Origin of the sequence: Cupriavidus sp. 2TAF22 (genome assembly GCF_052115045.1) — a bacterium.
Taxonomy (GTDB): domain Bacteria; phylum Pseudomonadota; class Gammaproteobacteria; order Burkholderiales; family Burkholderiaceae; genus Cupriavidus.
In genome coordinates this window covers 198,237-221,437 of the sequence record NZ_JBFRFX010000008.1, presented here as the reverse complement: position 1 = coordinate 221,437, position 23,201 = coordinate 198,237, and the positions used below count along the sequence as shown (strand labels likewise).

The window sequence follows — 23,201 nt, the reverse complement described above, 5'->3', positions numbered from 1 at the left end:
TCCGTTATTGCTTGCCTGCCGCGGGCGCGGCGGCGAATTCAGTCGTTCCAGCGCAGCGTGAAGGCGTCGTCGTCCTCGTCGATGTTGCCGGACAGCGAGATCAGGTTGAGGTGGATCTCCTGCAGGTCCCACTCGCGCCCGAGCTTCTCGGACACCAGCTCGCGCAGGATGGTCAGGTGCCCCGGCGCGTCGATCTTGACCATGGCCGGAAACCGCGACACCACGGCATGCGGGTTGGCTTCGGTGATGGCGTCGATGATGGGACGGGTGTCGTCGTTGCTTTGCAGCGCGATATAGACATTGGCGGTCATGGCGGCGCTCTCCTCAGGCAAGGCCAAGCTTGTGCAGGCGCGCGTCGAACTGCTCCAGGCACAGCGCCACGATCTGCTCGCCGCCGTCGCCCAGCAGCGTGTCCGCCACCGGCACCAGCGCCGCGCCCACCTGCTGTCGCGCCGCGCGCGCCCAGCCCGACAGCAGCATGCGGTTGGCCTCGGACTCGGCTGCCGCGGCCTGTACCACCGCGTCGACCCAGCGCGCATGCTCCTCGCGCCAGTCGTTCATGAACTCGGTCAGCACCGCCAGCCCGGTGCCGCAGGCGCGCGCGATGACGGCGTCGGCGTGCTGGTACACCAGCGGGTAGAGCAGCCCGTCGAGCACCAGGTTCTGGGTGACGAAGGTCTCGAACCAGTCCTCGATCACGAAGCTGTGCTCCACCAGGCGGCGCAGCGGCTGCCACGCGGCGCTGTCCATCCAGGCGGCCTTGGCGCGCTCGAGCGCCACGCCCGTGTTGCCGTCGAGCAGCATGCCGATGCGCGACAGGTACTGGGCAATGCCGAGCCGGTCCATCGCGCAGTAGGTGCAGGCCTGCGTGATGGCAGTGCCCCAGCCATAGTCCGCGCAGTAGAAGTTGTTCATGTTGGCGGCCCACTCCACGTGGCGCAGCGGCAGCAGGCCGTCGGCCAGGCGTTCCTGCCACTCCAGCGGCAGCGCCGGCAGCAGCCCGCGCTTTTCCACGAAGGCGAAGCTCTTCTCGGCGGCGTCCTGCTGGCGGCCGCGCGCGCCGACGTAGGCGCCGTAGTAGTACTGGCGCGGGTCCTTCAGCGCGTACCAGTCTTCCATCACGATCGCCGTGCGGCGCTTGTCGTAGAGCGCGTACTGCGGGTCCCACGTGGGGCGGTAGTGGAAGTTGACCTCCGACTGCACGTCGTAGGTGGCTTCCTGGTAGCGCGAGGCCGGCTTGTCGCCGAAGCGGCGCGCGATATTGCCGTAGGTCTGGCGCAAGGGCTGGATCTGCTGGGTCTTGATATCGACTTGCATCGCTGGGTCTCCTGGGTCGTGTTGTTCTTGTCGTGTTGTTCTTGTCGGGGGGATCGGGCCGGGTGCCGCCGGCCTGGTCAGGCGTCCTGCCCGGACGGCGGGGCCTGCGGCGGGAGGAAGCGCACGTGGTTGACGCTGCAGAACGCCTCGAACATCGGCTCGGGCATGATCAGCTCGACGTTGAGCTCGGGGTCCGCCACGCTGAAGGCGAACTGCACGAAGCCCTCGGGCGTGCGGCCGTCCACGCGCACATAGCGCGGCGTGGCTTCGAACAGGGGGACCGACTGGTTGATCATGGCGCGCTCCTCTGGTGGCAGATACGAGCTCTATTGCGAAGAGCGTGCCAGGCAGCGCGAAGCACGGCGGCACAAGGGCCGGCGGCGTCGAGGCGGGATTCGCCTGCGCGTTTACCCGCAAGCGCCGGGTGCCGCGCCATCGATGAATTGATCAATCCGGCGAAGGGGCTTGATCAAATGGTGAAAAGCCGCCCGGGGCGGACGTTTGCGGACAGGCTTGCGGCGCGGCGCGGATGCCCCGCGGTGCAACAGGCGATTTGCCGGAGACGGCGCAATGCCATGCGCGGGCTGGGCCGCGCGGCATATGCGGTGCAGCAGGCCGCGCTGGCGGCCTGGCCGCGCCGTTCGGGGGAGTGCATCAAATGGTGAAACGCTGCCTGGCGAGCGTTTTCGCGGGGCGGCCAGGAGATCGGGCGCTCAGGCGCCGCGGCTGCCCCGGTTCTTCCAGCGGTAGGCCAGCTGCGGCCGGGTAATGCCCAGCAGGCGCGCGGCCTGGCTCATATTGCCGTTGGCCCGCTCCATGGCCGCCTCCATCAGCACCGTTTCCACGTCGCCCAGCGCCAGCTGCTGCTCGGCCATATGGTCCAGCAAGCCGTGCACGGCCGCTTCGCGCAAGGCCGGCAGGGTGCCGCCCGCGCCGAGCCGCGGCGCCGTGTCCATGGCGGCCGGCGCGCTGGCGGGCAGGAACAGGTGGTCGGCCGAGATCAGGCCGCCGTTGCTGGCCAGGATGACCCCGCGCTCGATCACGTTCTCCAGCTCGCGCACATTGCCGGGCCAGTCGTAGCGGCGCAGCTCGGCCAGCGCGCGGTCGGTGATGCCGACGATCTTCTTGCCGTGGCGCGCGCCATAGCGTGCCACGAAGCGCTCCACCAGCAGGCGGATGTCGTCGAGCCGCTCGCGCAGCGGCGGGATCGTGACGGGATAGACGTTGAGGCGGTAATACAGGTCCTTGCGGAAGGTGCCGGCCTTGACCGCCTCGGCCAGGTCCACGTTGGTGGCGGCCACCAGCCGCACATCCACGCGGCGCGCTTCGGTGCCGCCCACGCGCTCCAGCTCGCCCTCCTGCAGCACGCGCAGCAGCTTGGACTGCGCCGGCAGCGACAGCTCGCCCAGCTCGTCCAGGAACAGGGTGCCGCCATGCGCCCGCTCGAAGCGGCCCGGGCGCGACTGGTGCGCGCCGGTGAAGGCGCCCTTCTCCACGCCGAACAGCTCGGACTCGATCAGCTCGTCGGGGATGGCCGCGCAGTTGACCGCCACGAAGGGCTTGTCCGCGCGTGCGCTCACGCCGTGCAGCGCCTGCGCGAAGCGCTCCTTGCCGACCCCGGTCTCGCCCAGCAGGAGCACGGTCACGTTGCTGGCGGCGGCGCGCTGCAGCAGGCCCCAGGCGGCGCGGAACTCGGGCGAGCAGCCCACCAGGTCGGCGGGCTTGCCGTTGTTGCGCTGGAGCGCGCGCAGGTGCTCGACCTCGCTTTGCAGCTCCAGGATGGTCTCGATCACCGGGTCGGGCTGGTACAGGGCCAGCACTTCGGCGCCGTCCTCCCATGCCTCCAGCGGCTTGCCGATGATGCGGCAATGCGCATGCCCGCAGGCGATGCACTCCACCTCCCGGTAGAGGATGGTGCGGCCCATCAGCGCCGAGGTATAGCCGGTGGCGTATCCGATCTGCATCCAGCAGGCGGGCGCGTCGACGACGCCGAACAGCTGGCGGTGCACGTCGCCCTCGAAGGAGTCTTCCCACAGGAATTCGCCATCGTAGATGCCGGCGGCGATGTCGATGTCCACCTTGACCGGCGTCACCCGCACCACGCCTTCGATGGTATGCAGGCAGGGACCGATCTCGAGCAGGCCGAAGTCGCTCTCGTTGGGTCGCATCTTCTTGGCCAGCTCGGCGTCGCGCATGCCGGAATGGAAACCCATGCGCATGAACAGGCCGCGCGCCCGCTCCATGCCGAGGGTATCCACCAACTCCTTGCGCAGCGCGCCCAGTGCGGCGGTATGCAGCAGGATCATGCGCTGTTCGTCGAGCCAGATGGAGCCCTCCTCCATCACAAAGCGCAGGCGCCGCGCAAGATTGGCCAGGCCATCGCGCATGGTGGCCGAGAATTTGTCGGTTGAACTACTCATCGTCTCCTCTCTTGTCGGCCCGGAAAAGCAGGCGCGCTCGTGCTTTTTCTGGCACTGTATGCACATTATGTGCCATAGGCGCACCCTCGCGCGTCCAACGCCTGTCAAGCCGGCCCAATGTCGCCTATGCTGTCCTTGTCAGGATTCTTCTAGCGCTGTTGCTCTGCACCACGAACCATGGAAAAAACCGCATTTGTCTTCGCCGGGGGAGGCAGCCTCGGCGCGATCGAAGCCGGCATGCTGCGTGAACTGGTGGCCTGGGGCGTCAAGCCGGACATGGTCATCGGCGCGTCGGCCGGCGCCATCAACGGCGCCTACTACGCCTGCAACCCCCACACCGCCGGCACCGCGAAACTGGAATCGATCTGGCGCAGCCTGCGCCGCGCCGAGGTGATGCCGTGGTCGTGGCGCAGCCTGTTCGGCATGCTGCGCGGGCAGCGCGGCCACCTGGTGGAATCCGCCGCGCTGCGGCGCCTGCTGTCGCACCACTTCGGCGACATGCCGCTGGAGCGAGCCGAAGTCCCGCTCTATGTGGTCGCCACCGATATGCAGAGCGGCGCGGAGGTGGTGCTCTCCTCCGGCAGCCTGGTGCAGGCGGTGCTGGCCAGCGCCGCCATCCCCGGCGTGTTCCCGCCGGTGGCGCTGGGCGGGCGCACGCTGATCGACGGCGGCGTGGCCAACAACACCCCGGTCTCCACCGCCATCCGGCTTGGCGCCACGCGCGTGGTGGTGCTGCCGGCCGGCTTTGCCTGCGCGGCCAGGCGCGAGCCGCGCGGCCCCATCGACCATGCCTTCAATGCGCTGTCGCTGCTGGTGGCGCGCCAACTGGTGCAGGACCTCGAGCGCTGGGCCGACCGGGCGCATATCTCGGTGGTGCCGCCGCTGTGCCCGCTCGATGTTTCCCCGTACGACTATACGCAGTGCGGCACGCTGATCGACCGCGCCGCGGCCGCCACGCTCGCCTGGCTCAATGCCGACGGCCTCAACAACCGGCACATCCCCGGCGCGCTGCACCCGCACTCGCACGACGCGGACAACCCGAGCTGCGATTTCGACCCCAACCAGGCGGCGGCAATGCATGTGCACGAGGCCGACCACGGCCACGCTGGCGAGCACAAGCCCCACGCCGCCCACTAGCACGCTTTGGCCGCGCCGTAATCCGGCTTTGGCATTGGCGAATTGCATGAACCCCGGATCCGGCCAATGATGCCGGATCTCCTTATTTGGCTGGCACGTACATGAGCGCAATCCTGGAAGGCATCAAGGTACTGGACCTGACGCGCGTGGTGGCCGGTCCCTGGGCCACGCAGAACCTGGCCGACATGGGCGCCACCGTCTACAAGATAGAGAAGCCCGGCGACGGCGACGATACCCGCAAGCTGGGGCCCTTCCTGACCGACGCCGACGGCAACGTCACCAACGACTCCGCCTTCTTCCTCGCCGGCAATCGCGGCAAGCAGTCCGTCACCATCGATATCTCCCAGCCCGAGGGCGCCGAGCTGGTGCGCCAGCTGGCCGCGCGCTGCGACGTGGTGGTGGAGAACTACAAAGCCGGCAGCCTGAAGAAATACGGGCTCGACTACGAATCCATCCGCGCGCTGCGCCGCGACATCATCTATTGCTCGGTCACCGGCTTCGGCCCGGACGGCCCCTACAGCGCGCGCCCGGCCTATGACTTCATCCTGCAAGGCATGGCCGGCCTGATGAGCACCTGCGGCCAGCCCGACGGCAGCCCGGGCGGCGCGCCCATGCGCACCGCCATCCCCATCACCGACATCCTCACCGGGCTGTACGCCTCGGTCGCCCTGCTCGGCGCGCTCTACCACCGCCAGGCCACCGGCGAAGGCCAGTACATCGACGCCGCCATGCTGGACGCCTCGGTCGCCGCCAACGGCCACCTCGCGCTCGGCTACCAGATGACCGGCAATCTGCCGCGCCGCGCCGGCAACACCAACCCCGTGGCCTCGCCCTCCGAGGTCTTCCCCTGCCGCGACGGCCACCTGATCGTCGCCGCCGGGAACAACGGGCAGTTCGCCGCCTTGTGCAAGCTGCTCGGCTGTGCCGAGGTCGCCACCGACGAGCGCTTCGTGCAGAACATGGGCCGCGTCGACAACCGCGACGCCCTGCGCGAGATCATCGGCGCGCGCATCGCCGAATGGCAAAGCGCGGATCTGCTCGCAGCCCTGGAGCGCGCCGGCGTGCCCGGCGGCCCGATCAACCAGCTCGACGCGGTCTTCGAGGATGAGCAGGTCAGGCACCGCGACCTGCTGATGCACCTGCCGCACGGGCGCGGCGTCACGGCGCCGAGCCTGCGCAGCCCGCTGCGGTTTTCAGCCACGCCGGTGGTGGTGAAGGCGCCGCCGATGCTCGGAGAACATACCGAGGGCGCGCTCCGGGCGGAGCTGGGCCTGAGCGAGGCGGAAGTGAAGGGCCTGAAGGAGCGCGGGGTATTGTAGGTCTTGCCGCCCCGCGGCCATCACCGCCCCATGCGGAGCGGTGATCCGGCCCCGCCGACCGTTCTTATTGCCCCAGGGCCGTGACAAGACCGGCCTGGCTCTGCAGTTCCACCGTCTGCGCCACGCACAGCGCGTCTTCGGCCTCCAGCAGCGTGCGCTGCACCTGCAGGGTATCGATAAAGGGCGTCTCGCCCGCCCGCCAGGAACGATCGATCTGCTCATAGGCAGCGCGGGCACTGGAAGTCGCGCTTGCCAGCCTGGCAACCCGGTCCCGGCTGCGCGCGGACGCCGCCACCGCGCTCTCGACCTCGGCGACCGCCCTCAGCACCGCGGCGCGATAGGCATAGAGCGCCTGCTCCGCTTCGGCGCGCCGCAGCGTCACCACGCTGCGGCGGCGGTTGCCGTCAAACACGGGCGCGCTGGCGCCGGCCCCCAGCATCCATGCAATTGAGCGCGCCAGCCCCGCGCCGGAGAACCCGTCCGCCACGGCGCCGATCGCGCCGGCCAGTTGCAGGTGCGGCATCAGCTCGGCTTGCGCCACGCCGACGCGCGCATAGGCGGCGACCACCCGGGCCTCGGCCGCCCTGATATCGGGACGCCGGCGCAGCAGCTCGGCCGGCGTCCCGATGCCCGCGGGCGGTGTCCAGCGCGGGCGCGCCGCGAGCGGCTCCATCTGCTGGTAGACCTCCGCGGGCGTGGCCGCCACCAGGATGGACAAGCGGTGCAGCGCGTTCTGCCGCTCCAGCTCGAGCAGCGGCAACTGGGCGAGCGTGGTCTGCGCCTGGGCTTGCGCGCGATCGACGTCCGCCACCGGCAGCGCGCCGGCGTCGAACATCAGGCGCGTCAGCTTTTCCGTCTCCGACTGGTTGCGCGCATTCTCGCTGACCAGCGTCAGCCGGTACTCGAGGCTGCGCGCGGCGAGATAGGTCTGCACGACCTCGGCCGTCACCGCGATCCCGACCGCCCGGGCGTCCTCCTGCGCCGACCTCACGTCGGCCTCGGCCGCGGCCACGCCTTGCCGGATACGGCCAAAGACATCGACTTCCCAGGAAGCTTCGAGGCCTGCCCCGAATGCGTTGGCGGTGACCGGCACCCCCGAGGGGGATTGCGCGGCCGGCAGCCGCCGCCGCGCGGTGTCGATACCCAGGCTGACTTCCGGCAGCCCCTGCGCGGCGGTGCCGGCCCGCAAGGCGCGGGCCGCGTCGATGCGGGCGACCGCCGTCTTCAGGTCCAGGTTCTCGGCCAGCGCGGCATCGACCAGCTTGTCCAGCACGGGATCGCGAAAGCCCTTCCACCAGCCGGACAGATCGGGCACCGCCGCGTCGCTGGCCAGGGAGGCATTGGCATAGCCATCCGCCAGCGGCAGCGGCGTGGGTGCCGCGGGCGGCGCGCCGGCGCAGGCGCCCAGCAACGCGACGGCGGCCAGCAAAGCAGGAATCAGGCGAACGGCGTTCATTGCGTCACCTCCGGCAATGCCAGCGTCGCGGCGTGCGCTCCCCTTCGTCGCGTCACCAGCTTGCGGATGCCGACATAGAACACCGGCGTGAAGACCAGGCCGAACAAGGTGACGCCGATCATGCCGAAGAAGACGGCGGCGCCCACGGCCTGGCGCATCTCGGCGCCCGCGCCCTCGGAGAGGATCAGCGGCAGCACCCCCAGGATAAAGGCGAGCGAGGTCATGATGATCGGGCGCAGCCGTTGCTGGCATGCCTCCACCACCGCCTCGACCAGGGCCACGCCCTGCGCCTCGAGCTGCCGCGCGACCTCCACGATCAGGATCGCGTTCTTCGCCGCCAGCCCCACCAGCACGATAAAGCCGATCTGCGTGAGGATGTTGATGTCCTGTCCCATGCCCTTCACCCCGAGCGACGCCGCCAGCAGGCACATCGGCACGATCAGCAGGATCGACACCGGCAGGCTCCAGCTGCCGTACTGCGCGGCAAGCACCAGGTAGACCAGCAGCACGCACAGCGGGAAGACCAGCAGGCCCGAGTTCCCCGCCGTGCTCTGCTGATAGGACAGGTCGGTCCATTCGAAGGCGATGCCCGGCGGCAGCACTTCGCCGGCCAGCCTTTCCATGGTCCGGATCGCGAACCCGGAGCCGAGCCCGGGCTCGGTATCGCCGCTGATCTCGGTGGCGGGATAGAGGTTGTAGCGCGGCGCCCGGTCCACCCCGGGCCGTTGCTCGATGCGCGTCACGCTGCCCACTGGCACCATGTTTCCATCCTTGTTGCGCACCTTCAGGCGCGCCAGGTCCTCGGCGGTGACGCGGAACGGCAGGTCGGCCTGCGCCGTGACGCGATAGGTGCGCCCGAGGATGTTGAAGTCGTTGATATACGTGGAGCCGAAATAGGTTTCCACCGCGTCGTTGATCTCCTTGCTTGGCACGCCCAGCATTTCCGCCTTCTCGCGGTCCAGCTCGACGAAGACTTGCGGCGTGGCGGCAGAGTACGGCGAGTAGACGCCGACCATGCCTGGCGTCTTGCCGGCCGCTGCGACCAGGTCTTCGGTGGCCTTCGCCAGCGCCGCCGTGCCCAGCCCGCCGCGGTCCTCCAGGCGCATGGAGAAACCGCCCGTGCTGCCCAGACCCTGCACCGGCGGCGGCATGGCCACCACGATCGAGGCTTCGGTGATGCCCGCCAGCCGGCCGCGCAGGTCCGCGGCGATCTTGTCGATGGTAAGGCCCAGCGGCTTGCGCTCGGCCCACGGCTTGAACACGGGGAACAGGCCGGCATTGCTCGCGGAGTTGGTGCCGGTGGCGGCCGAGACGCCGGAGAATACCGGCACCCGCGCCACGCCCGGCACCTGCAGGGCGATGTCCTCTATCTTGCGGGCCACGGCACTGGTGCGTTCCAGCGTGGCGCCATCGGGCATCCGCACCAGGACCACCAGGTAGCCGCGGTCCTGCTGCGGGATAAAGCCCTTCGGCGTCGATGCCAGCAGGTACAGCGTCGCCCCGATCAGCAGCACGTAGAGCCCGAGCATTGCCGGCATCGCCGCCACGACGCGGCGCACCAGCCTGCCGTACGCCTGCGCAAGACGCTCGAAGCCCCGGTTGAATGCCGCCGCCAGGCGCCGCATGCGCCCGCGCAGGCCGGTGGCGTCCGTGGCCGGCTCGCCGTGCTGGTGCCGCTTGAGGATCGAAGCGGCCAGCGCCGGCGCGAGGGTGATGGAGCTGAAGAACGAGATCGCGGTGGAAACGGCGATGGTCACCCCGAACTGCCGGAAGAACTGCCCCGAGATGCCGCTGATAAAGGCGGTCGGCACGAACACCGCGCACAGCACCAGCGTGATGGCGAACAGGGCGCCGCCCACTTCCTTCATGGTCAGCAGCGTGGCATCGCGCGGGCTGGCCCCGCCGGCGAGATGGCGCTCGACGTTCTCCACCACGACGATGGCGTTGTCCACCACGATGCCCACCGCCAGCACCAGCCCGAACAGCGTGAGGTTGTTGATCGAGTAGCCCAGCATCGCCATCACCGCGAAGGTCCCCACCAGCGACACCGGGATGGCGAGGATGGGGATGATGGACGCGCGCCACCCTTGCAGGAAGACCAGCACCACCAGCACGACCAGCACCACGGCTTCGTAGATGGTCTTGACCAGTTCGTCGATGCTGTCGCCGATGAACTCGGTCGGGTTGTAGCCGATGTTGTAGACGATGCCCTTGGGAAAGTCCTTGCCCAGGCGGGCCATGGTCTTCTCGACCGCGGCCATGGTGGCGACCGCGTTGGCCCCCGGCCGCTGCAGCACCTGCAGGGCAATGGTGGGATTGCGCAGCATATAGCTGTCCGTGGCATAGGCGAGCGCGCCTACTTCCACGCGCGCCACGTCCTTGAGGCGGACAATGCGGCCGTCCGCGCCCTGCTTGACGATGATATTGCTGAAATCGGCCGGCTCCTTGAGCCGCCCCTCGAAGATCAGGTTGGGCTGGAAGGCCTGGGCACTGATCGGCGGCTGCGCGACCACGCCGCCCGCCACCTGGGTGTTCTGCGCGCGAACCGCCGCGATCACGTCGCCCGGGGCCAGGCTGAACGAAGCCACGCGCTCGGGATCGAGCCAGATGCGCATCGCGTATTCGCGCGCGCCCAGCGGGTTGATATCGCCCACGCCGTCGATGCGCTTGAGGGCGTCGGCCACGTTGCGGATGGCGTAGTTCGAGACGTAGAGCTGGTCGTAGCTCTTGTCCGGCGAATACAGGAAGATGGTGGCCAGCTGGGTCGGCGACGACTTGCGCACCGAGACCCCGCTGCGCTGCACCGGCTCCGGCAGCCGCGGGGTGGCCAGCGCTACGCGGTTCTGCACCAGCACCTGGGCCTTGTCGACATCGGTGCCGGGCTTGAACGTGACGGTGATGTTCAGGCCACCGTCGGAGGTGGCCTGGCTGTACATGTAGATCATGTCCTCCACGCCGTTGACCTCCAGCTCGATCGGCGTCGACACGGTCTGCGATACCGTCTCGGCCGAGGCGCCGGGATAGCTGGCCTGGATCACCACGGTGGGCGGCGCGATCTCCGGGTACTCGGACACGGCCAGCGAGAAATACGCCAGGCCGCCCACGATGGTCAGGACGATGGACAGCACGATGGCAAGCACCGGCTGCTCCACGGATATGCGGCCGATATTCATGGCGTGGCCTCCGGCTTGCCTTGCTGCGCCAGCCTGGACTCCGCGGCCCGCGCCCTGGGCGTGACGGCTTCCCCGGCGCGCACGCGCTGGAAGCCTTCCACGATGACGTTGTCGCTGGCCTGCAGGCCCGAGGCGATCTCCCGCAGATTGCCGAACAGCTTGCCCAGCGTCACCGCGCGCACTTCCACGGTCTGGTCTGGCTTGACGAGATAGAGCACGCGACGCGTGGCGTCGGTGGCGACGGCGGCGTCGGGGACCAGCAGCGCGGCATGGGGCGTGGTGCTGGCGAGATGCACGCGGCCGAACTGCCCGGGGCTCAGCGCCAGGTCCGGGTTGGGCACCCTGGCGCGTTGCCTGAGCGTGCCGGTCGAACTGTCCAGACGGTTCTCCACGAAGTTCATCTTGCCGGCGAGCGTGGGCTGCGCATCGCCGGGCAGGGAGATCGTGACCTCCCTGCCCGCCCCCGCGCCGCCACCCTGCCCGCCTGCCGCCGTCGCGCGGACGTACCTCAGGTAGCTCTGCTCGTCCACATCGAAATAGATGTCGATCGGATCCTGCGAGACGATGCTGGTCAGCACGGTTGCCGCGCTGTCGCCGCCCCGCACCAGGTTCCCTTCGCTGACCTGCTTGCGGCTGATCCGGCCCGACATCGGCGCGGCGATGCGCGTGAAGGAAAGCTCCAGCCTGGCCCGGGCAAGCGTGCCCTGCGCGCTGGTGACTTCGGCGCGCGCGCCCTGTACCGCCTGCTTGCGCTGGTCGAACAGGCTCCTGGCGATCGTATTGGTCCCGATCAGCACGTTGGCGCGCTCGAACTCCTGCTCGCTCAGGGCCAGCTGCGAGCGCGCCTTTGCCAGCGCCCCCTCGGCCTCCATGACGGCAGCCTGGAAGGGACGGGGATCGATCACGAAGAGGAGGTCGCCCTTCTTGACGAAGGCCCCGTCCTGGAAGGCGATCTTCTCGAGATAGCCGCTGACGCGCGAGCGCACTTCCACCGCGTCGGTAGCCTCGAAGCGGCCCGTGTAGGTGTCCACGTCCTGCACCTCGCGCGCGGCGGGCTTGCTCACCGTCACGGTCTGCCGCGCGGGCTTGCCGACATCTTCCGACCGGCAGCCCGACATCAGTGCCAGGGCCGCCAGCGGCAGCGCAACAAGCACGGCCGCCCGCGCCAGGCGCCGGGTCCGTAAATTCTGTTTCATTGGGATTCCTGTACGCATTTCCGTGCCCGCCGGCTATCCGGGGGCATGCCGGTTGCTGCCGCCGGCGCGGGACCCTGCCTGGCGTCCCGCCCGGCGCGCCGGCATGCGCGCTGTGGCGATGGCTTACGCGCGCGCGCCGTCGGTGAAAGGATCGGCCTTGGTGCGGGCGCCGTCGGTGAAGGTGTCGCGCTGGCGCGCCGGATCCGCCGACGGTCCGCTGCGGTCGAGCCCGGCGATGCGCGCGCCGGCCAGGTAGGGATCGACACGGGCATGGGCACCGTCGGCGCGGGCATCGCGCTCGCGGGCAAGCGCGCCCTGCACGGCGGTGTTGCGTGCCGCCCTGTCGACGACGTGGTTCACATAGGCGGCCTGCGCCGAGCCGGCGAACACAGTGGCGGCGAGCGCGGCGGCGGTGATGAGGGTCCTGGCATTCATGATGATCTCCATGGCGTTACGGTGTATCGACGCTCGCAATGAGCGCGATGCGTGGCGGGGTGTCCCGGCTGGGGCCTGCCGCACGCTGTGCAACGAAGTATGGAGAGCCGGTGGCGCGAGAAAAACCGCCGCGCGGGCATAAGAGACTTGAATTCGCTGCAACAATGGCAGCGCGCCGGCCGCCCCCCGCGCGGACGCGCCAGGGGCCGGCGGCCATTCTTGACCGGCGCACAAGGATGATTTGCGCGCACGCAGGTTTTTCGGCGCCGCGGGTTTCCGGATAATCCGTGCCCGAGATCAGGCGAGACATCCGCCTGCCCGGGCCCGATGACCATCCACGAATTCGCCGCGCTGCCGGCGGCGCTGGCCGCCCGCAAGTGCGGCCATGCGCGCGGCAGGCAACTGGCCAGGCGGTGAGCGCACGCCGCGTCCGCCAGCACGACGGACGCGGCGCCAGGGTAGCGAAGCGCGTCAGGCGATGCCGAAGCCGCCATCCACCGGCAGGATCACCCCGGTCACATACTGGGCGTCCTCGGAGCAGAGGAACCGCACCACGCGCGCCACGTCGCGCGGCACGCCCCAGCGGCGCATCGGCAGCCGCGCCATGATGGCGGCGCTGCGCTCCGGATTGTCGAGCGCGCCGGCCGACAGGCGCGTGCGGATCCAGCCCGGCGCGACCGCGTTGACCCGCACGCCGTGCGGCGCCAGCGCGGCGGCGTACGAGCGCGTCAGGCCCAGGATGCCGGCCTTGCTGGCGGCATAGGCCGGATTGTTGGCCGAGCCGAAATAGCTCCACATCGACGCGATATTCACCACCGCGCCACGGGCGCGCACCAGGCGCTCCTGCAGCACGCTGCTGAGGATCTGCGATCCGTTCAGGTTCACGTCGACCACGGCGCGGAAGCCTTCCGGCGTGAATTCATTGCCCTCGTGCCGGATGATGCCGGCGGCGTTTACCAGCACCGCCACCTCGTCGAGGTCCGCCACGGCGGCCCGCGCGTGCTCGGCCGAGGTCACGTCGAGCTGGCGGAATGCCAGCCCGCCGGGCAGGTCCGCATCGGCATCCATGCCGAGGCAGACCACGCGCATCCCCGTCGCGTTCAGTTCTTCGGCAATGGCCCGGCCAATGCCGGTGCCGCCCCCCGTGACTACCGCTACAGCTTGTTCCATCTTTCCTGACTCCTGTTGGTCTTGCATCGGGCCGAGCCCTTGGACGCCTGCACTAGACGCCGAGATAGGTTGCGCGCAGGTGCGGGTTGGCAAGCAGTTCCCTGCCCGTTCCCGCGAGCGCGATCGTGCCGCTTTCGATCACATAGCCGTAGTCCGCCATGTCCAGCACCTGGTTGACGTTCTGCTCGATGACCAGGACGGCGAGGTCGCGCTCCTTGAGGCGGCGGATGCTGTCGAACAGCCGGTCGACCATGATCGGCGCCAGCCCCAGCGACGGCTCGTCGAGCGCCAGCACGCGGGGCATCGCCATCAGCGCGCGCCCCACCGCCAGCATCTGCTGCTGTCCGCCCGACAAGGTGGAGGCCGCCAGCTTCTGGCGCTCCTCCAGGATCGGGAACAGCGTGAACACTTCGCGCAGGCTCTGCGCGCGGCGCTGGCGCGCGCGCGCGTTGCTGGCGCCGATCAGCAGGTTCTCCAGGATCGACATGCCGAGGAACAACTGCTTGCCCTCCGGCGACTGGACAAAGCCCTCCAGCACCACCTCGTGCGGGGCCAGCCCGCCGATATCCTTGCCATTCAGGCGCACCGTGCCCCGCTTGCGGCGCAGCAGGCCCGACACCGTGCGCAGGAAGGTGGTCTTGCCGGCACCGTTGGCGCCGATCAGCGCCGTGATCGAGCGCGGCGCGAGCGACATGCTGACGCCGCGCAGGATCTGCTGCTCGCCGTATCCGGACCAGATATCGCTGACTTCAAGCACTGGCGCTGACATAGCCCTCTCCAAAATAAGCCTTCAGTACCTGCGGCATCTTCACCACTTCCGCCGGCACGCCGTCGGCGATCAGCCGTCCCTGCTCCATCACGATGACGCGGTCCGACAGGCCCATGATCACCTTCATCACATGCTCCACGATCAGTACGGTGATGCCGCGGTCGCGCACCTTGCGCACCAGTTCGACCATCTCGCCCGCCTCGTTCGGCGTGGCGCCGGCAACCACCTCGTCCATCAGCAGCAGGCGCGGGCTGGTGGCCAGCGCGCGGCCAAGCTCGAGCTTGCGCTTGTCGAACGCGGTCAGGTCGTTGGCATCGGTGTCCGCGCGCTGCGCCAGGCCCAGGAACTCCAGGCAGGCGTAGGCTTCGTCGCGCACCCTGGCGCGCGAGGCGCCCCGCGCGAAGCCGCCCACCATGACGTTCTCCAGCGCGCTCAGCCCGCCGAACGGCTTCGACAACTGGAAGGTGCGCGCGATGCCGCTGGCGCAGATCTGGTAAGGCTCGCAGCCGCGGATCTGCTTGCCCCCGAACAGGATCTCGCCTTCGTCCGCCTTGATGAAGCCCGCGATCAGGTTGAAGGCCGTGGTCTTGCCGGCGCCGTTGGGGCCGAGCAGGCCCAGGATCTCGCCGCTGCCGACGGTGAACGAAAGCTGGTTCACCGCCTGCAGGCCGCCGAAGCGCTTCGAGATGGATTTCACTTCAAGTAGGTTTTGCATGGTGTCCTCCCGCTAGACCTTGCGCGTGRCAGCCGTGTCCACCGCCGCGCGCCGCCTGGCGCGTGGTTGCAGCAGGCGCTCGAGCGGGCCGATGATGCCCTTGGGAAAGTAGAGCACCGCGCCGATCAGCACCAGGCCATAGATCACCAGGTGCAGTCCGAGGAAGCGCCCGGCGAAATAGGTCCGCGTGAACTCGGCGATCGGGTGCAGCACGAAGGCGCCCAGCACCGGGCCGATGATGGTGCCCTGCCCGCCGACGATGGCCATGATCGCAGCGTCGATCGACAGGTCCAGGCCCATGTTCCGCTCCGGGTTGATGTAGCGGAAGAACTGCGCGTAGAAGGCGCCGCCGAGGCCGGTCATGAAGGCGCTGATCGCCAGGGCGATCAGCGGGTACTTCGTGGTGCTGACCCCCACCGCCTGCGCCGCGGCCTCGTCGCCGCGGATTGCCTTCAGGTAGTAGCCCAGGCGCGAGCGCTCCAGCGCGTAGGTGGCCAGCAGCATCGCCACCAGCATGGCAAGGATGATGTAGTAGTAAGGCACCTTGCCATCGAACTGGAAGACCGCCCAGCCCCCCGCCGACGGCGGAATCACCAGGCCCTGCGCGCCCTTGAGCGGAATGCCGAGGAATTCGTCGGTGTTCTCGATCCAGATGCGCACGATCTCGGCGAAGGCGATCGTGGTCAGCGTGAAATACGGCCCCTTGAGCTTGAAGGTCGGATAGCCGATGCACACGGACAGCAGCGCCGCGGCCAGCCCGCCGGCGAGCATGCCGAGCCAGGGCGACACGCCCAGCCCGGTGAACAGCAGCACGGTGACATAGCCGGCGCCCCCGGCGAAGACCGAGTGCCCGAGCGAAAGCTGCCCGACATAGCCGCACACGAAGTTCCATGCCGACGCCATGTAGGCGAAGTACAGCACCATCACGAGCGAGTGCAGCGCGTAGCTGTCCTTGACGAACAGGGGCAGCACGACAGCTGCGCACAGCAGCGGCATGCCCAGCACCAGGTTGATATTGGTCCTTGACGACGTCATACGGAGGTCCCCCTCATTTGCGGCCTAGCAGGCCGTTCGGCCGGACCAGCAGGACAATGATGAACAGGCAGAACGAGAAGACCGACGCGGACGTGGCGGTCACGAACTGCGAAGAGAACGATTCGAACACTCCCAGCACCAGCCCGCCGAGCAGGGAGCCCGGAATCGAGCCGATGCCGCCCAGCACCACCACCAGGAAGGACTTGATGCCGAAGCCCAGGCCGGTGGTGGGCGAGACGGAAAGGAAGGGCACCAGCAGCGCGCCGAACAAGCCGAGGATGCCGGCGCCGATGCCGAAGGTCACGTTGTAGATGCGGCCTACGTTGATGCCCGACAGCGCCGCCGCCTCGCGGTTCTGCGCGGTGGCGCGGATCTTCCGGCCGGTGTCGGTGAAACGCAGCCAGTAGGCCAGGCCGGCGGAAACGGCAACCGCGGCCGCGCACGCGATGAGGCGCGGCACGTTCACGGGCAGGCCGCCGATGTCGATCGAGCCGCTCAGCACATCGGAGGTCACGGTGCGCACATCCGGGCCGAAACCCATCAGGATTGCGTTGTCGATGACAAGGAAGACGCCGGTGGTGAGCAACAGCGCGCCAAGCGGCTCGACCACCATGGTGGTCTCGCGCCGGAACAGCGGCGCGATGACGACGGCCTGGGTGAAATAGCCGAGCAGGAACAGCAGCGGCACCGTCAGCAAGGCCGTGGCATACGGATGGATGCCGAACACCGACCAGATCAGGTAACTGAGATACATGGCGAGCATCAGGAAGGAGCCGTGCGCGAAGTTGATCACCCTCAGCACACCGAAGATGAGACTCAGGCCCAGCGCGATACCTCCGTAGATCCCGCCGAGCAGTACGCCGTTGACGACGGCGTAAGCCAGAATGATTGGGTCCATATACCTACCTCGATTGGGCACGGCCGGCCGCGGCCGCCGTGCGGGATGTGACGGTCCGGCGCCCGCGCCGGACCGTGCGACTGCGCGGGGGGCTCAGCGCGCGCCGGGTGCCGGCAGCGGCCACACCGGCTTGACGCCCGCGAGCCGGTTGTCCGCCGGCCAGATGGTGCGACGCTCGCCGTTCAGGTTCTGCGAGATCACGCCATGGGCAAAGGTGTTCTGGCCCTGGGCGTCGAACTTGATGCGCTGGTAGCCCGTGACAAGCGCCGGCCCGCTGGCGATGTCGGTGGCCGCGAGCGCATTGCGCACCTTCTCCCGGTCGACGGAGGCGGCACGCTCCAGCGCATCCTTGACGATGTACACGTTGGACACGCCCTGGGCGCCATACGAGTTCATGCCGTAGCCCAGTGCCGCCTTGAACCTGGCATCCGCGGCGATGAGCACGGGGTCCTTGGCGGCCCGCATGATGTCGACCTGGAAGTCATCCTGCACGAACATGTACTCGACGGCCTTGGGCGACACCGCCTTATAGAAGTTCGGGTCTTCCGAACCGCCGCCCACCGAGTGCACGCCGTACGGGATATAGAGCCGGCTTTCGGCAAGCTGGCGCGTGAAGAGGATGTGATCCGGCGTATAGGCCACCACGATCAGGGCATCCGGCTTCGCGCTGCGGATCTTCAGCAACTGCGCGGACAGGTCGGTCTGGTTGGGCGGGTACGATTCATCGAGCGAGATCGCATAGCCGCGCTCCTTGGCCAGCTTCTTGATATTGGCCGCATGCGAGCGTCCCCAGTCGGTGCCTTCGTAGAAGAGGCCGATCGTCCTGGGCCCGTTGCCGGTCTCCTTCTTGAGCAGGTCCAGTGCGTCGATCTGCTCGCGCGCGTCGTAGATGGCCTTGTTGTTCGGGCGGAATACGTACTTGAAGCCGCGCTCGGTGATCTCGTCCTTGACCGCGCCGGTCACCAGCCAGGACACCTTGTAGCGCTCCGCGACCTCGGATGCCGGGAAAGTCACCGCGCTGTTGTAGGCGCCCACGATCAGGGGAACGTTCTCGCGCTGGATCAGGCGCTCGGTTTCCGCCACGCCCACGTCGGGCTTCGACTGGCTGTCGGCGAAGATCAGCTTGAGCCTGGCGCCCCCGAGCGAGCGGATGCCGCCCGCCTGGTTGATCTGCTCCGCGGCGATCTCCGCGCCCAGCTTGGTCTGGTTGCCGATGGTGGCGGCGCCGCCCGACAGCGGCAGCACGAATCCGATCGGCACTTCCCTGACCTGGGCAAGGGCCGTGGCGCATGCCAGCGCGGCGCCCATGCCAGCCGCCAGCAGGAACCCGCGCCGGGTTCTTGAAATAAGGGTACGCATATTGTCTCCTGTGTCGAATCGACTCTGTCTTGTTCTGGCAAAGGCGGATGCCTGCGACGCGGCGGACAGGCCGGTGCCGTGTCCGCCGCCGCCGGGTCCGCCTATGACGCGATGACTTGCCGCGCCAGCTGCTCGACGCCATTCGCATCGAGCTTGTAGTGCGCGTAGAGATGCGTCGGCGGTGCGATCAGGCTGTACTCGTCGAGGATGCCGTGGCGCACCAGGCGCACCCCCGCGCCGGCATCGGCCAGGACTTCCGCCACCGCGCCGCCGAGGCCGCCGAGCACGTTGTGCTCTTCCACTGTCATCAGCACGCGCGAACGCGCGGCAGCGCGCATGACGGCATCGCGGTCGAGCGGCTTGACCGTCGCCATGTCGATCATCCCGACCGAGTGCCCCGCGGCGTTGAGCCGCCTGGCGGCCTCCAGCGCGGGATGCACGCTCGAGCCGGTGGCGATCAGCGTGAGCTCCTCGCCCTGGAGGTGCTCGATGGCCTTGCCGAACTCGAACGCAATGCCGTCCTCATAGACCTGCGGCTCGCGCCCCCGGCCGATGCGGAAGTAGATCGGCTGCGCGTGGCCGGCCGAGGCCTTGATGGCGGCGCGCAGTTGCGGACCGTCCGCAGGCGCCACTACGGTCAGGTCGGCAATCGAGCGCATGATGGCCAGGTCTTCGGTGGCGTGGTGCGACGTGCCATAGAAGCCCAGCGAGATACCGGCGTGGTGGCCGATCAGGCGGACCGGCAGGCCCGAATAGGCCACGTCCATGCGGATCTGCTCGCAGCACAGCAGCGCGAGGAAGGATGCAAAGGTCGCGACGAACGGCGTGTAGCCGACGCTGGCCATGCCCGCCGCCGCGGTCACCATGTTCTGCTCGGAGATGCCGAACTGGATATAGCGCTCGGGGAAGCGCTGCGCGAAGCGGGCCAGCCCGTTCGAATATTGCAGGTCGGCCGAGCCGGCGAGCACCGGCGCGCCGGCTTCGACCAGGTCGGTCAGGCCGTCGGATAGGTAGCTGAGGCCGGGCGTGATGGCGTTCAGGCCCCGGTACTGCCAGGAGTCCTTGGAAAGTGGCTGGTTCATGCTATCGATCCTTTGCGAGAATTTCTTCGACGGCGCGCCGCGCGTCGTCGGGAGCCAGATAGCCAAGGTGCCATCCGGGTTCGGTCTCCATGTAGGAGACGCCCTTGCCCTTGACCGTCCTGGCGATCACGCACACCGGCGTGGTGCGGCCGTCATCGGCGCRCACCTGGCGCAGCAAGGCGGTCAGGGCGGCCACGTCATGGCCATCCACCACGTGGACTTCCCAGCCGAACGCGCGCCACTTGGCGTCGAGCGGCTCGATGCCCATCACCTCGTCCACCGCCCCGTCGAGCTGGTAGCCGTTGCGGTCGACGATGGCGACCAGGCGGTTGGCGCGGTGGTGCGCGGCGGACATCGCCGCCTCCCACACCTGCCCTTCCTGCATTTCACCGTCGCCCAGCATCACGAAGGTGGTGAAGTCGAGCCCGGCGTGCCGTCCGGCCAGCGCCATGCCCAGGCCCGCCGAAAGCGCGTGCCCGATCGAGCCCGAGCTGAAATCGATGCCCGGCACCTTGCGCATGTCGGGGTGGTCGCCCAGCGGGCTGCCCAGCCGCGTGTACTCGTCGAGCCAGGCCTTGGGGAAGAAATCCAGGTCGGCAAGGATCGGGAACAGGCCCACCGCGGCGTGTCCCTTGCCCATCAGGAAGCGGTCCCGCATCGGCCAGCCGGGTTCGCCCCGGCGCAGCTTCATCACGTCGTAGTAAAGCGCCGCGAACGTTTCGGCCGCGGAGAACACCGAGGTGTAATGGCCGGTCTTGGCGATCTCGATCAGCCTGATGGTTTCGAGGCGCACGAAGGTCGCGCGCTCCTTGAGCAGCGCGATCTGTCCGGCGCCCGGAGCGAACGCGCTCTCGGTGGCGGCCGGCTTGGCTGGCGCAATGGCGTGGTTCATCTGTCGTCTCCGGCTGTCTTTGATGCACGATATATCATGCATTCTTGTGAAAGATAAAGAAAATGCATCGCTTACGCTCCTCTTAAATACCGCCCATGCACATGTACTTGGGTTCCAGGTAGTCTTCGATACCCTGCCGGGCGCCTTCCCTGCCCAGGCCGGATTCCTTCACGCCGCCGAAGGGGGCGACCGCGGTGGAAATCAAGCCTTCGTTGATGCCGACCATGCCGCATTCCAGCGCCTCGGCGACGCGCCACACGCGGCTCAGGTCGCGTGTGTAGAAATAGCCGGCGAGGCCGAACGGCGTGTCGTTGGCCATCCGCACCACCTGCTCGTCGGATTCGAAGCGCAGCAGCGGCGCCACCGGCCCGAAGATCTCTTCGCGCCCGAGCTCCATCGCCGGCGTGACGTCGCCGACTATGGTGGGCGCATAGAATGCGCTGCCCGCATCCGGGCGCTTGCCGCCAGCCAGTATCCGGGCACCCCGGGCGGCCGCGTCTTCCACCATGGCGTGCACGCGGCCGGCGGCGCGCGCGTTGATGAGCGGCCCCACGGTGATGCCGGGCTCGCTGCCGTCGCCGACCTTCAGCGCCGCCACGGCTTCGCCCAGGCGGCGCGCGAACTCGTCGTAGACGGCGGCATGCACGAACATACGGTTGGCGCAGACGCAGGTCTGCCCCGCGTTGCGGTACTTGGAGACCATCGCGCCCCGCACCGCGGCGTCGAGGTCGGCATCTTCGAAGACGATGAACGGCGCGTTGCCGCCTAGCTCGAGCGACAGCTTCTTGATATTGGCGGCGGACTGTTCCATCAGCAGCCGGCCGACGCGCGTGGAGCCGGTAAAGGAGAGCTTGCGCACCACGGGGCTGCGCGCCAGCACCGCGCCGACCACCGCGGCCCGCGCGCTCGTCACGACGTTGAATACCCCGGGCGGCACGCCGGCGCGGCGGGCGAGCTCGGCCAGCGCCAGCGCGCACAGCGGTGTCTCGGAAGCAGGCTTGAGCACCACCGTGCAGCCTGCCGCCAGGGCCGGCGCCACTTTCCGCGTGGCCATGGCCACCGGGAAATTCCAGGGCGTGAGCGCGGCGACCACACCCACCGGCTGCTTGATCACGATCAGCCGGCGGTCGCCGGCCGGCGCCGGGATCAGCTCCCCGTAGGTGCGCGTGGCTTCTTCCGCGAACCACTCGACGAAGGAGGCGCCATAGACGACTTCCCCCTCGGCTTCGGCCAGCGGCTTGCCCTGCTCCGCGGTCATCAAGGCAGCGAGATCCGCCTGGTGCAAACGGATCAGGTCGTACCAGCGGCGCAGGCAGTCGGCCCGGTGCTTTGCGGTGGTGGCGCGCCAGGCCACCTGCGCGCGCTCGGCGGCGGCGATCGCGCGCAGCGTTTCCGCCTCGCCCATGTCGGGCACTTCGGCAATGCGCGCGCCGTTCGCGGGATTGGTCACGGGGAACCGTGCGCCATCGTCGGCCTGGGCCCATTCGCCATCGATGTACGCATGCGTGCGCATCAATGCGGCGTCCTTCAGATTCATGTTGTCTCCGGCTTATCGTGGGGTCTGTACAGCGCGCGCATCCACCTGCCGCATCGCATCCGCGATGGCGGCTGCGTCCAGCTCGCGCGAGAAATTCTTCATGTGCGGGGCGGCAAGCGACAGCGCGGCGGCGGATTCGAGTTCCTCGCGCGAGGCGTCGGTCAGCCCGAGATCCGCCAGGCGCAGGGGCAAGCCGATACGGCGATAGAGCGCCTCGACCTCCGCGCGCGCGTCGTCCTGGCGCCGCTCCAGCTCCAGCTGGACCAGCAGGCCATATGCCACCTGCAGCCCGTGCGGGGCCCGCTGCGCCTGGCGCAGCGTGGAGAGCCCGCGCGTCAGGGCGTGCGCGATCGACAGGCCGCCGCTCTCGAAACCCAGGCCGGACATCAGGATGGTGGCCTCCACTACCCGCTCGAACGCGGCATCCGGCCTGCCCGTGCCGGCAACCGCCAGCGCGGCCTGCGCATCGGCCATCAGCACGCGGTGGCATTCGCGCGCAAGCGCCGCGGCCGACAGCAGGGGCCGGGTGCCGAACATGTTCACGCCCTGTGGCGCGGCCGCGCATTGCGCCGCCTCGAACGATTTGGAGATGGCGTCGCCGATGCCCGCCAGCAGCATCGCTGCCGGGGCCTGCGAGATCAGCGCGGTGTCGGCGATGACGCAGGCCGGGCTGTAGGGCAGATGCCTGACCGCCAGCAGGCGGTGATGCTCGTCGTACAGGACGTAGTTCTTGCTGGTCGGGGCATCGTTGGAGGCAACGGTCGGCACCGTGACCACCGGCACCCGGTAGTGATCCGCCAGCGCCTTGCCCGCGTCGATGCCGCGCCCGCCGCCGGCGGCAATGACCACCGCCGGCGCGCTGGCGCCGAGTTCGTCCACCAGGCGGGCGACCAGTTGCGGGGTCAGTCCCTGGTCGAAGCTGACGCGGCGCAGCGCCACCGCGGCGGCACTGCATTGCCGCCCGACCCGCTCGCCGATCATTTCCATCACCCAGCGGTCCGCGACCAGCACGGCGTCGCCGCCGAGCCGGGCCACATGCGCGCCCAGCAAATCCAACGCTCCCACGCCCTGGACGTAACGTCCGGGCGAGCCAAATACCGCTTGCACGTTCTCTCCTCCTTGGATAGCGCCGGCCTGCCAGGTGCCGGCCTGCTGCTGTGTGCCGGAGGGCGCCGCCCGGCCGATCCGATCGGTGCCGCGCCCTTCCAAATACATGATATAGGATATATGCTACATCATTATCGACGCGTGGCAAGAAGCTTTTTTCCGCCGCCGTCACCGCAACCCTGCC

General features: G+C 68.7%; 20 protein-coding genes. 2 read left to right on the top strand and 18 right to left on the bottom strand.

The window, feature by feature from the left end:
* Positions 1-38: 38 nt before the first annotated feature.
* The 4 genes from AB4Z48_RS12555 to poxR all read right to left on the bottom strand — a co-directional run bounded on the left by AB4Z48_RS12555 (position 39) and on the right by poxR (position 3,737).
* Positions 39-311: an MmoB/DmpM family protein gene (locus tag AB4Z48_RS12555; RefSeq protein ID WP_441614266.1), complete on the bottom strand. Its 273-nt coding sequence runs from the start codon at positions 309-311 to the stop codon at positions 39-41.
* A 13-nt stretch (positions 312-324) separates the two neighbouring features.
* Complete coding sequence (locus AB4Z48_RS12550; RefSeq protein ID WP_441614264.1) at positions 325-1,317, bottom strand: aromatic/alkene monooxygenase hydroxylase subunit beta; 993 nt, start codon at positions 1,315-1,317, stop codon at positions 325-327.
* A 77-nt stretch (positions 1,318-1,394) separates the two neighbouring features.
* The gene (locus tag AB4Z48_RS12545; protein ID WP_441614262.1) at positions 1,395-1,613 is read right to left on the bottom strand and encodes a phenol hydroxylase subunit; all 219 of its coding nucleotides are present in this window, start codon (positions 1,611-1,613) and stop codon (positions 1,395-1,397) included.
* Between the two features lie 417 nt (positions 1,614-2,030).
* Positions 2,031-3,737: a phenol degradation transcriptional regulator PoxR gene (poxR, locus tag AB4Z48_RS12540; protein ID WP_441614260.1), complete on the bottom strand. Its 1,707-nt coding sequence runs from the start codon at positions 3,735-3,737 to the stop codon at positions 2,031-2,033.
* Positions 3,738-3,914: 177 nt separating this feature from the next.
* Here poxR and AB4Z48_RS12535 point away from each other — a divergent pair, with 177 nt between their 5' ends.
* Both AB4Z48_RS12535 and AB4Z48_RS12530 read left to right on the top strand, forming a co-directional pair.
* Positions 3,915-4,874 carry a patatin-like phospholipase family protein gene (locus AB4Z48_RS12535; protein ID WP_441614259.1) on the top strand — a complete coding sequence of 320 codons (960 nt, stop codon included), beginning with the start codon at positions 3,915-3,917 and terminating at the stop codon, positions 4,872-4,874.
* 101 nt (positions 4,875-4,975) lie between these two features.
* A complete protein-coding gene (locus tag AB4Z48_RS12530) occupies positions 4,976-6,193 on the top strand; it encodes a CaiB/BaiF CoA transferase family protein (RefSeq protein WP_441614258.1) in 1,218 nt (405 codons plus the stop codon).
* Between the two features lie 64 nt (positions 6,194-6,257).
* On the opposite strand, the gene AB4Z48_RS12525 is transcribed toward AB4Z48_RS12530, so the two are convergent.
* The 14 genes from AB4Z48_RS12525 to AB4Z48_RS12460 form a co-directional block, all read right to left on the bottom strand.
* Complete coding sequence (locus AB4Z48_RS12525; RefSeq protein WP_441614257.1) at positions 6,258-7,649, bottom strand: efflux transporter outer membrane subunit; 1,392 nt, start codon at positions 7,647-7,649, stop codon at positions 6,258-6,260.
* Positions 7,646-10,822: an efflux RND transporter permease subunit gene (locus tag AB4Z48_RS12520; RefSeq protein WP_441614256.1), complete on the bottom strand. Its 3,177-nt coding sequence runs from the start codon at positions 10,820-10,822 to the stop codon at positions 7,646-7,648. Before AB4Z48_RS12520 ends, AB4Z48_RS12525 begins: the two co-directional genes overlap by 4 nt.
* Positions 10,819-12,018, bottom strand: coding sequence for an efflux RND transporter periplasmic adaptor subunit (locus AB4Z48_RS12515; RefSeq protein ID WP_441614255.1), 1,200 nt, complete (start codon positions 12,016-12,018; stop codon positions 10,819-10,821). Before AB4Z48_RS12515 ends, AB4Z48_RS12520 begins: the two co-directional genes overlap by 4 nt.
* A gap of 123 nt (positions 12,019-12,141) precedes the next feature.
* Complete coding sequence (locus AB4Z48_RS12510) at positions 12,142-12,453, bottom strand: hypothetical protein (protein WP_441614254.1); 312 nt, start codon at positions 12,451-12,453, stop codon at positions 12,142-12,144.
* A 471-nt stretch (positions 12,454-12,924) separates the two neighbouring features.
* Positions 12,925-13,623 (bottom strand): SDR family NAD(P)-dependent oxidoreductase, encoded by a 699-nt coding sequence (locus AB4Z48_RS12505; protein WP_441614253.1) that lies wholly within the window; start codon positions 13,621-13,623, stop codon positions 12,925-12,927.
* 52 nt (positions 13,624-13,675) lie between these two features.
* Positions 13,676-14,392, bottom strand: a complete 717-nt coding sequence (locus tag AB4Z48_RS12500; protein ID WP_441614252.1) for an ABC transporter ATP-binding protein — start codon at positions 14,390-14,392, stop codon at positions 13,676-13,678.
* Entirely contained in the window at positions 14,373-15,107 is a 735-nt protein-coding gene (locus tag AB4Z48_RS12495; RefSeq protein ID WP_441614251.1) for an ABC transporter ATP-binding protein, read from the bottom strand. The genes AB4Z48_RS12500 and AB4Z48_RS12495 overlap by 20 nt, the downstream gene beginning before the upstream one ends.
* A gap of 12 nt (positions 15,108-15,119) precedes the next feature.
* A complete protein-coding gene (locus AB4Z48_RS12490) occupies positions 15,120-16,142 on the bottom strand; it encodes a branched-chain amino acid ABC transporter permease (protein WP_441614250.1) in 1,023 nt (340 codons plus the stop codon).
* A gap of 13 nt (positions 16,143-16,155) precedes the next feature.
* Positions 16,156-17,040 carry a branched-chain amino acid ABC transporter permease gene (locus AB4Z48_RS12485; RefSeq protein WP_441614249.1) on the bottom strand — a complete coding sequence of 295 codons (885 nt, stop codon included), beginning with the start codon at positions 17,038-17,040 and terminating at the stop codon, positions 16,156-16,158.
* Between the two features lie 93 nt (positions 17,041-17,133).
* Positions 17,134-18,399 (bottom strand): ABC transporter substrate-binding protein, encoded by a 1,266-nt coding sequence (locus AB4Z48_RS12480; RefSeq protein ID WP_441614248.1) that lies wholly within the window; start codon positions 18,397-18,399, stop codon positions 17,134-17,136.
* A gap of 101 nt (positions 18,400-18,500) precedes the next feature.
* Positions 18,501-19,481, bottom strand: a complete 981-nt coding sequence (locus tag AB4Z48_RS12475; protein WP_441614247.1) for a transketolase family protein — start codon at positions 19,479-19,481, stop codon at positions 18,501-18,503.
* A 1-nt stretch (position 19,482) separates the two neighbouring features.
* Positions 19,483-20,373 carry a transketolase gene (locus AB4Z48_RS12470; RefSeq protein ID WP_441614246.1) on the bottom strand — a complete coding sequence of 297 codons (891 nt, stop codon included), beginning with the start codon at positions 20,371-20,373 and terminating at the stop codon, positions 19,483-19,485.
* 82 nt (positions 20,374-20,455) lie between these two features.
* On the bottom strand, positions 20,456-21,910 hold the full coding sequence (locus AB4Z48_RS12465; RefSeq protein WP_441614245.1) for an NAD-dependent succinate-semialdehyde dehydrogenase: 1,455 nt from the start codon (positions 21,908-21,910) through the stop codon (positions 20,456-20,458).
* 12 nt (positions 21,911-21,922) lie between these two features.
* Positions 21,923-23,017, bottom strand: a complete 1,095-nt coding sequence (locus tag AB4Z48_RS12460) for an iron-containing alcohol dehydrogenase (RefSeq protein ID WP_441614244.1) — start codon at positions 23,015-23,017, stop codon at positions 21,923-21,925.
* Positions 23,018-23,201 lie beyond the last annotated feature (184 nt).